At 70.0% G+C, this 2,897-nt stretch carries 2 protein-coding genes and 1 pseudogene; 2 read left to right on the plus strand and 1 reads right to left on the minus strand.

Features of this window, described 5'->3' with window-relative positions; genetic code table 11:
• Window positions 1-231: pseudogene (locus IEZ19_RS49515) on the minus strand (hypothetical protein); the annotation flags it as partial.
• 551 nt (window positions 232-782) lie between these two features.
• Here IEZ19_RS49515 and IEZ19_RS49520 point away from each other — a divergent pair.
• Window positions 783-2,000, plus strand: a complete 1,218-nt coding sequence (locus tag IEZ19_RS49520; protein WP_229841735.1) for an aminotransferase class V-fold PLP-dependent enzyme — start codon at window positions 783-785, stop codon at window positions 1,998-2,000.
• Window positions 2,001-2,109: 109 nt separating this feature from the next.
• Complete coding sequence (locus IEZ19_RS49525) at window positions 2,110-2,661, plus strand: mycothiol transferase (protein ID WP_189317916.1); 552 nt, start codon at window positions 2,110-2,112, stop codon at window positions 2,659-2,661.
• The last annotated feature ends 236 nt before the right edge of the window (window positions 2,662-2,897 follow it).

Below are 2,897 nucleotides of genomic sequence, written 5' to 3' on the forward strand. Positions count from 1 at the left end.
GTCGTCGGTGCCGGTGGTGGAGATGGTGGTGGCCTTGGGCCAGCCGATGTCGTCGGTGCCCGCCGCGGAAGCCGTGACCGTCGTGCGCGCCGTGACCGTCGTGGAAGCCGCGGAGGCGGGCCGGCCGATCGCATCCACGGCCGTGGCGCCGGCCCCGACGGTGGCGAAGACCGTGGCGGCGACGGCGGCGGCGGTGGCGGCGATCCGGGCGGCGACGGTGATACGGCTCATGACTGACTCCTCTGTGACAACTTCGCGTTCGCTGCTTGGCAACCTCTTGCCAAGAAGGTTGGCAACGAACTCTCGGGAATCACTGGGGGATCGCTGGACATATGGTCGAGGACAGCGCCAGAAACCCCCCAGGACACGGGACTTGGCACCCGATTTGCCGCACCGAATACGGCATGACCTGCACCGACGACGGAATCTGGAAGAAGCCGAAAACCTCGGGCAAGGATGGGAAAACCCTTAGAGCGAAGGCCAGTCGGAAGCCGGGAAGGGGCCAGGAAGAAGCCAGGAGGAGCCGGGTCAGGCCCCGGATCAGCCCGGATCAGACCCGTATCGGGTCCAGTTCGGACCCGAATCAAGATCCGGCCCGCGATCCGGCTCGGAACCCGGTCCTGCCCTGTACGCACACCGAAATCCCAGGCAGGAGCTCCGGCGCTAGAGCCTCGCCTGAGCCCGTGTTGCCAACACCGCCCGCACGTAGGCAATGTATTGCCAGAAATCATCGTCGTACGTGGCAAAGAAATGCCGCGCAAGGCGGGAGGAGGAACCCGGAAGTGAACGTGACGCCCCAAGAAGACCGAAGGGTTTACCTGAACACGGCCGGCCTGGGCCGCATGCCCGCCGCCACCCGCGCCGTCCTCACCGAGTGGGCCCGCCACGAGGACCGGCACGGCCCCTACGAGCTCGAGGAGCACCTCGACGACATCCACGACGAACTCCACGCACGCCTCGCCGCCCTCCTGGGCTCCCCGCCCGGTGACAACGTCCTGTACACCGGCGCCGCCGACGCCTACGCGACACTCCTGTCGCGCCTCCCGCTCGGGCCGGCCGACTGCATCTGGACGACCCCGTACGAGAGCGTCGCCAACCTCACCACCCTCCTCGCCCTGCGCGACCGCACCCGCTGCCGCCTGGACGTCGTACCGCTGCGCCCGGACGGCGATCTGGACCTGGAGTGGATGGCGAAGCACATCAGCGACGACGTCGCCCTCGTCTCCGTGATCCACGTCCCGGCCGGCTGCGGCATCGTCAACCCCGTGGAGGACGTGGGCCGAATCCTCGCCCGGTACCGCTGCCTGTACGCCGTCGACGCCTCGTACGCCGTCGGCCAGGTCCCCGTGGACGCCGCCCGCATCGGCTGCCAGCTGCTCACCGCCGACGGCTGGCGCTTCCTGAACGGCCCGCAGAACATCGGATTCGCCTACACGGCACCGCAGTTGCGCGCGGCCCTGGCTCCGAACGGCGTGACACCCCAGGCCCTGCCGCACGGTGCGGCCGTTGCCGCGCTGAACACGGCCCTGGCCGAGCACACCGCCCGCGCCGACTACGCCACCGCCACGGACCTGGCCGTCGGCCTGCGTGCCGCCGTGGAGGCGAGCCCCGGCACCGAACTGATCGCCCCCGGGCGGATCCAGTCCGGCATCCTCACCTTCCGACACACCGAACTCTCCGCCGCGCAGCTGCGCCGGCAGCTCGCGGCGCGCGGTGTCACCGTCTGGAAGACCGTCGCCGAGGAGAGTCCGTTCTACCTCCCCGAACGCGGCGTCACCACCGCCCTGCGCGCCTCCGTCCACCACGACAACTCGCCCGAGGACATAGAAGAGTTCGCAGACGCTCTGCGGGCCGTTCTGGCAGCGGGCGCCGCGCAGCGGGAGAAGGCCGCGCGGCAGCTGCCCGTGCCCCGGCAGACCGCAAAGCGGCCGGCCGGCCGGCATCTGACCGTGGTGCCCGGCGGCCCCGCGGGTGGCGGCCGACTCGAACCGTCGGCGTGAGCACACCGGCACCGACGTGATCCCGGCCCGAGCCGTGTCAGGCCGTACTCAAGTCCCGCCACCCCACCGCGGGTTCCGGGGACGCTCACCCGGAGCGCACGATGCGGGCATGAAGATTCCCGACCGACGGATCGAACTGTTCACCGGCACCGGCAGCGAGCACCGCTTCAGCGGCCCCGCGACCGGTGACGAACGGGACATGCTTGTGGCTGTGCTGCACGCCCAACGCGCCACCCTGAGGCTGAAGTGCTCCGGACTGGAATCGGAGTTGGCTCTGCGATCCGTGTCCCCGTCCTCGCTCTCCCTGCTCGGCCTCGTCCGGCACCTCGCCGACGTGGAACGCCGCTGGTTCCGGGCCGTGCTCGCCGGGCACGACGTCGAGCTGTGCTTCTCCTCCACGAACGTTCCCGAGGGCGACTTCGACGGCGCTGTCCCCGACCCCGAGGTCGTCGCGGCGTCCTGGGCGGCCTGGCACGCCGAAGTCGCCTTCGCGGAAGCGTTCGTCGCGGAGGCTTCGCATCTCGACGTCGAGGGCCACGATGCCTGGCGGGGCACGGTCTCCTTGCGCTGGGTGCTCATCCACATGATCGAGGAGTACGCCCGCCACAACGGGCACGCCGACCTGATCCGCGAACGAATCGACGGAGCGGTCGGGGTTTGATCCCGGGCGGCTGTGCCGGCCCCGCTCCACGGCTCGACCCTCTGGATCTGCAGCCACCCCGCTCACGGGGCGGAAGAACCGACGGCACAAGCGCCTCTCTAACGAGCCTGGTTAGCGTCTCGGGCATGTCTGTGGAGACCACCGATACCGCCGATAGCCCCCCTCCCAAGGAGACCCGCCGTCTGGACCGGGTGATCATCCGGTTCGCGGGGGATTCGGGTGATGGGATGCAGCTC

Origin of the sequence: Streptomyces brasiliensis, assembly GCF_014647875.1 — a bacterium.
Taxonomy (GTDB): domain Bacteria; phylum Actinomycetota; class Actinomycetes; order Streptomycetales; family Streptomycetaceae; genus Streptomyces; species Streptomyces brasiliensis.